Genomic DNA, 5,231 nt, shown 5'->3' on the forward strand with positions numbered 1-5,231 from the left:
CCTCCGCTCTGTGGGTGGCGGTGTTCAACCTGGCGATCGGCCTCGGCGCGCTGGTCGGCGGCGTCGTCGTCGACGCGCTCGGCGTGCGGGGCGTCCTGTGGCTCGGCGGCGCCTGCGCCCTGGCGGCCGCCCTGGCGATCCGGAGCGCCCGCTCCGACGAGAGCCTGCGCTGAGCGGACCGGGCCCGCGCGACGACGCGTCGCCGCGCGGGCACGGTCCAGTAACTGGCCTGAAGCGAGACCGTCCGCACGGGGGCGGCGGGGTGGTGGCCGCCCGCTGCGGCCCACCCGGGCCCGGTGCTGACCGTCTTTCAGCGACCAGCAGGGCCGGGAGCGGGCGGAGCGGGGGTGTCAGGTGTCGGAGTCGGCCCGGGGCGGCCAGGGCTGGTAGTCGAACCAGTCGAAGGCGACGGTGCCCTCGGTGGCGTACATGCCGATGACGCGTCCGGTGAAGCCGGCGGCGACCTCGGTGGAGAGGTAGCGGCCGTCCAGTTCGGCGAGCGGCCGGGCGCCCGGGGTGTCGGGGTCGTCGAGCCAGTAGGCGAGGGTGTCGGGGCCGAAGGGTTCGGTGCCGGCGAGTTCGGGGGAGGCGGGCACCAGGTCGGTGGTGCGGACGGTGAGGGTGAGGGTGAGCGGGCCGGGCGGCACCGGGCGGGTGGCCAGGACCTGGCGCAGCGGGCCGATCCGGGCGACGACCCGGACTTCTCCGGCGCCGGCCTCCAGGTCGTAGTGGTGGGCCTCGTCCAGGCGCACGCTCAGGCCGCCCCGGCCGGTGCCGGGGTCGAGGCGGGTGGCGGCGCGGCAGTCGTGGTGCTGCTGGCGGCGGCCGACGAAGGTGTGGCCGGGCCGGTCGAGGGTAGGGCCGGTGGCGGTGAGGGTGAGCCGGCCGGGGGGTTCGGTCAGCGACCAGGAGCCGGCGGGGCGGGCGTGCGGGGAGATCCAGTGCGGGGCGAGCGCGGGGGCGTCGAAGTCGTCGCGGACGGGCGGGGCGGGCAGCGGGTGCCAGGTGCCGCCGGGGGCGGGGTGCTGTTCGGCCACCGGCGCGACGACGGGCCAGCCGTCCTCGTCCCAGGTCACGGGGGTGAGGAAGGTCTCCCGGCCGAGGACGTGGTAGTTGGGGGAGAAGCCGCGGGGCCGGGTGCCGAGCAGCACCATCCACCAGCTGCCGTCGGGCGCGGTGACCAGGTCGCCGTGGCCGGTGCTCTGGACCGGCCGGTCGGTGCCGCTCGCGGAGAGCACGGGGTTGTGCGGGGCGCCCTCCCAGGGGCCGCGCGGGGTGCGGGCGCGGGCGACGGAGACGGCGTGGCCGCGTTCGGTGCCGCCCTCGGCGATCAGCAGGTACCACCAGTCGCCGATCCGGTAGAGGTGCGGGGCCTCGGGCCACTTGAGGCCGGTGCCGGACCAGGTGGGGAAGGGCCCTTCCAGTACCCGGCCGGTGGCCGGGTCGATCCGGCTGAGGTGGATGCCGGGGGCGGTGGAGGCGGCCCAGCAGGTGCCGTCCTCCTCCCAGGCCAGGTCCGGGTCGATGCCGGGCAGGTCGATCCGGACCGGGTCCGTCCAGGGGCCCTCGGGCCGTTCCGCGCTGACGACGAAGTTGCCGCCGGAGGTGACGTTGGTGCAGATCACCCAGAACCGGCCGCCGTGGTGGCGGAGGGTCGGCGCGTACAGGCCGCGGGAGGCGGTGCTGCCGGGCAGCGGCAGCGGCAGCTGCCCGGGGCGGTCGAGCACGTTGCCGAGCTGCCGCCAGTGCACCAGGTCCCGGCTGTGGAAGAGCGGCAGCCCGGGGACGTACTCGAAGCTGGAGCACACCAGGTAGTAGTCGTCACCGACCCGGCAGACGCTGGGGTCCGGGTGGAACCCGGGGATCACGGGGTTGTGGTACGTCCGCACGGGGCGGTCCTTTCGAGGTGCTGCGTGCGGCCGGTCAGCCGAGGGCGATCGCCGTCCAGGAGACCGGGGGCAGTTCGATGCTGAGCACGCCGTCGGCGAGGACGGCGCTGGTGTTCGCGGCCGGGACGACCCGGTGCTGGTCGGCGAGGGTGTTCTTGGCGTACGGGTCGGCGTCGGCGAGGGTGAGCGCCTCGAGGACGCGGGCCGCGGCGGGGCCGAGGTCGCGGACGTCGACGGTGACCAGGGCCGGTTCGGAGAGGTCGCGGTTGACCAGGAAGACCGCGGCCCGGTCGTCGTCGACGGTGGCGACGGCGTCGACCAGGGACGCCTCGCCGTGCCGGGCGGTCAGGTAGGTGGGCGCGTCGACGGCCGGCCGGAGCACCTCGCCGGAGGCGAGCCGGCTGGTGATCGAGAACGGGTGGAAGGTGGTCTGCCGCCAGGCCGGGCCGCCGGGCTCGGTCATGATCGGCGCGATCACGTTGACCAGCTGGGCCAGCGAGGCGGAGGTGACCCGGTCGCTGCGCTTGAGCAGCGTCATCAGCAGGTTGCCGACGACGACGGCGTCGGCCACCGTGTAGACGTCCTCCAACTGCCGCGGGGCGTACCGCCATTCGTCGTTGACCTCGTCGGACGCCTTGTGCTCCTCGAGGTACCAGACGTTCCACTCGTCGAAGGAGATGTTCATCCGCTTCTTCGACTGCCGCTTGTGCCCGACGTGGTCGGCGGTGGCCAGCACGGTGTCGATGAAGAACTCCATGTCGACCGAGGAGGCCAGGAAGGAGCCGAGGTCGCCGTCGTGCACCTGGTAGTAGGCGTGGCAGGAGACGTAGTCGACGTAGTCGTAGCTGTGCTCGAGGACGGTGCGCTCCCAGTCGCCGAAGGTCGGCATGCCGGAGCCGGAGGAGCCGCAGACGACGAGTTCGAGGTCCTTGTCGGCGGCCTTCATGGCGGCGGCGGTGCGGGCGGCGATCTTGCCGTAGTCGTCCGCCGTCATGAAGCCGGTCTGCCAGGGGCCGTCCATCTCGTTGCCCAGGCACCACATCCGCACGTCGTGCGGCTCCGGCGTGCCGTTGGCGATGCGCAGGTCGGAGAGCGCGGTGCCGGACGGGTGGTTGGCGTACTCGAGCAGGTCCAGGGCGGGCAGGATGCCGCGGGTGGCGACGTTGACCGCCAGCATCAGTTCGGAGCCGGTGAGCTGGAGCCACCTGGCGAACTCGTCGAGGCCGACCTGGTTGGACTCCAGCGAGTGCCAGGACAGGTCGCGCCGCACCGGGCGCCGCTCGCGCGGGCCGATGGAGTCCTCCCAGCGGAAACCGGAGACGAAGTTCCCGCCGGGGTAGCGGACGGTCGTGGACCCGAGCTCCCGCACCAGCTCGACCACGTCCATCCGGAAGCCGTCCCCGTTCGCGGTCGGGTGGTCCGGCTCGTAGATGCCGGTGTACACGCAGCGGCCGAGGTGCTCGACGGACGAGCCGAAGGTGCGGCGCCGGACGGGGCCGACGACGGCCTTCCGGTCGAGTGCGACGTGGGCGCGGGGCAAGGCGGGTCCTTTCAGCGGGTCGGTGCGGTGCGGGCCGGGGCCGGGCGCCCGGGGCGGGCGCTGGGGCCCGGTGCTCAGCCCTTCACGGCGCCGGTGAGGCCGCCGACGATCCTCTTCTGGAAGGCGGCGAAGAAGGCCATCGCGGGCAGCATGGCGAGCGAGGTGAAGGCGAGCACCTTCGCGGTGTCCACGGAGTACTGCGAGGAGAACACCTGGACGCCGAGCGGCAGGGTGAAGTTCGCCTGCGAGTTCAGGACGTACAGCGGCAGCACGTAGTTGTTCCAGCTGCCGATGAACCCGAGGATGCCGACCGTCACCACGCCGGGGAGCGACAGCGGGACGACCATCCGGAAGAAGAAGCCGAGCCGGCCGGTGCCGTCGATCGCGGCGGCCTCCTCGATCTCCTTCGGGATGGCGCGCAGGAACGGCACCAGGATGATCACGGTGGTGGGCAGGCCGAAGGCGATCTGCGGGACGATCACGCCCAGCAGGTTGTCGACCAGGCCGAGGTCCTTGACCACGATGTACAGCGGGGTGATCGCGATGACCATCGGGAACATCAGGCCGGCCGCGAACAGCGAGTACATCGCCCCCTTGAGCTTGAAGTCGTAGCGGGCCAGCACGAAGCTCACCATCAGGCCGAGGACCACGGTGCCGACGGTGCTGGCGAGCGCCACCACCAGGGAGTTGGCGAACTCGCCCCAGAACGTCACCGACTTCAGGACGTTCAGGTAGTTGCTCACCACCCAGGGCTCGGGCAGGCCGGCCGGGCTGGTGCTGATCTGCGAGTTGGTGCGGAAGCCGCCGAGCACGATGTAGAGCACGGGGGCGACGCAGACGCCGATGAACAGCAGGGCGACGAAGTAGGTGAAGGGGTTGCCCCACTTCTGCGGCCGGTCGGCCGTCCGGGCGCTCATCAGGAGGCTCCTTCGGTGATGGCACCCTGCAGGTCGCGGCGGAGCAGGAAGCGCTGGTAGAGCAGGGCGACGACGAGCGAGATCAGGAACATCACGACCGCGATCGCGCTCCCGTAGCCGTAGTTGCCCGCGTTGCGGCCCTGGCCGACCATGTAGATCGCCATGGTCGAGGTGCCCGCGGTGCCCGCCACGTACGGGCCCCAGATGATGTAGACGAGGTCGAACAGCTGCAGCGAGCCGATGATCGACAGGAACGCCCAGATCCGGATGGTCGGCCCGAGCAGCGGCAGCGTGATGCGCCGCTGGATCTGCCAGTACGAGGCGCCGTCGATCTGGGCGGCCTCGGACAGCTCCTCGGGGATCGACTGCAGGCCCGCGAGCATCAGGATCACCGCGAAGCCGATGTACTTCCAGGAGATGATGCCCAGCAGCGTCCAGATCGCCAGGTCCGGGTCGGCCAGCCAGTCGGCCTGCAGGAAGCCCAGGCCGACGTGCCGCAGCAGGTCGTTGAGGGCGCCGTTGCTCTGGAGCATCAGGCTCCAGCCGGTGCCGACGATGACCTCGGAGACCACGTACGGCAGGAAGATCAGCACGCGGATCACCGAGCGGCCGCGGATCCGCTGGTTGAGCAGCAGCGCGAGGCCGACCGCCAGCGGGCCCTGGACGACCAGCGAGAGCACCAGGATCACCCCGGTGTGCCACAGCACCTGCTGGAACGCCGGGTCGGTGAGGATCAGCTTGTAGTTGTTCAGGCCGACCCAGTCGGTGGGCGGCCCGTAGCCGTGCCACCGGTAGAAGCCGTAGAACGCGGCCAGTGCCACCGGGAAGATCACGAAGGCCAGGAAGACCAGGATCGCCGGGCCGGACAGGACCGCGATCTCGAAC

The 5,231-nt window shown here is 71.9% G+C and carries 4 protein-coding genes; all 4 read right to left on the minus strand.

All coding sequences use genetic code 11. From position 1 onward, the window contains the following. Window positions 1-350 precede the first annotated feature (350 nt). On the minus strand, window positions 351-1,889 hold the full coding sequence (locus ACFUEL_RS34505) for a glycoside hydrolase family 43 protein (RefSeq protein ID WP_380241322.1): 1,539 nt from the start codon (window positions 1,887-1,889) through the stop codon (window positions 351-353). Between the two features lie 34 nt (window positions 1,890-1,923). After that, window positions 1,924-3,429: an alpha-N-arabinofuranosidase gene (locus ACFUEL_RS34510; protein WP_380241324.1), complete on the minus strand. Its 1,506-nt coding sequence runs from the start codon at window positions 3,427-3,429 to the stop codon at window positions 1,924-1,926. 74 nt (window positions 3,430-3,503) lie between these two features. After that, window positions 3,504-4,346 (minus strand): carbohydrate ABC transporter permease, encoded by an 843-nt coding sequence (locus ACFUEL_RS34515; protein WP_380241326.1) that lies wholly within the window; start codon window positions 4,344-4,346, stop codon window positions 3,504-3,506. Then, window positions 4,346-5,224 (minus strand): carbohydrate ABC transporter permease, encoded by an 879-nt coding sequence (locus ACFUEL_RS34520; RefSeq protein WP_380241327.1) that lies wholly within the window; start codon window positions 5,222-5,224, stop codon window positions 4,346-4,348. Before ACFUEL_RS34520 ends, ACFUEL_RS34515 begins: the two co-directional genes overlap by 1 nt. Window positions 5,225-5,231: the final 7 nt, after the last annotated feature.

The sequence above is a fragment of the Kitasatospora sp. NPDC057198 genome, assembly GCF_042670125.1.
Classification (GTDB): domain Bacteria; phylum Actinomycetota; class Actinomycetes; order Streptomycetales; family Streptomycetaceae; genus Kitasatospora.